General features: G+C 56.8%; 2 tRNA genes and 1 rRNA gene. All 3 read right to left on the bottom strand.

The features are described from left to right. Positions 1-103 (bottom strand): 23S ribosomal RNA (locus ENSA7_RS33975); the annotation flags it as partial. 396 nt (positions 104-499) lie between these two features. Continuing rightward, positions 500-572, bottom strand: a tRNA-Ala gene (locus ENSA7_RS33970). 22 nt (positions 573-594) lie between these two features. Further along, positions 595-668 (bottom strand) — tRNA-Ile (locus ENSA7_RS33965). Positions 669-858 lie beyond the last annotated feature (190 nt).

Below are 858 nucleotides of genomic sequence, written 5' to 3'. Positions count from 1 at the left end.
ATCTGTGCTCGAGTCCAGCTCCCCGTGGCTTTTCGCAGGTATCCGCGTCCTTCATCGTCTCCTGGTGCCTAGGCATCCACCGTGTGCCCTTTGTAGCTTGACCTGTCTTGGCTTCGACTCCCCAGTTGCCCGGTTTGTCAAAGCCAACTCTGTCCGTAAACCACCGTCAGTTGGGTCGAGTCCGAGGTTCCTTTCGTCACCACGAACCCTACTTGCTTGCTTCGTCTCGCGGCGCCGATCGGCCCTCACGGGCTCTTCACGGACCACGAAACGTCGCGTTGCTCGAGACTCACCCTGGTCGACACCCTTGGAGGTTGCCGACCAAATCTGAGACTCATTTCGTGAACGTCATCTCGACGTTCACAGACGGAAAATGTGCTACTCGGTTCGGTTGCTGTCGCACCCACGAGCTCGTGCTCGAGGATGGTTCAGCGACCGTTCCGGTGGTCTTGTTCGTCTATCCAGTTGTTAAGCAGCAGTCTTCTTCGTCTGAACGTGATGGAGGATAGCGGGATCGAACCGCTGACCTCAGGCTTGCAAAGCCCGCGCTCTCCCAGCTGAGCTAATCCCCCATGGTGACCAAGAGTCACCTAGTGGGCGTGGGAGGATTTGAACCTCCGACCTCCGCCTTATCAGGGCGGCGCTCTAACCAACTGAGCTACACGCCCAGGTTCCGAAGACAACCTGATTTTCAGGAAGCGAAATTCACTTCCTGAAAACTGAAGAGTAGGGGACCACGAAACTTATCTCAACCTCATCGCTGAGGACTCTGATGTGCACTAAGTGCCCACGGGTTCGACCTGAAGTGCCGCGAGCCGAAGCTCGGGCAAACTCCTAGAAAGGAGGTGATCCATCCCC

It is taken from the genome of Enhygromyxa salina, assembly GCF_002994635.1.
Taxonomy (GTDB): Bacteria; Myxococcota_A; Polyangia; order Nannocystales; family Nannocystaceae; genus Plesiocystis; species Plesiocystis salina_B.
Note: the sequence above shows the minus strand (reverse complement) of the source record. Positions and strands in the feature narration are given on the sequence as shown.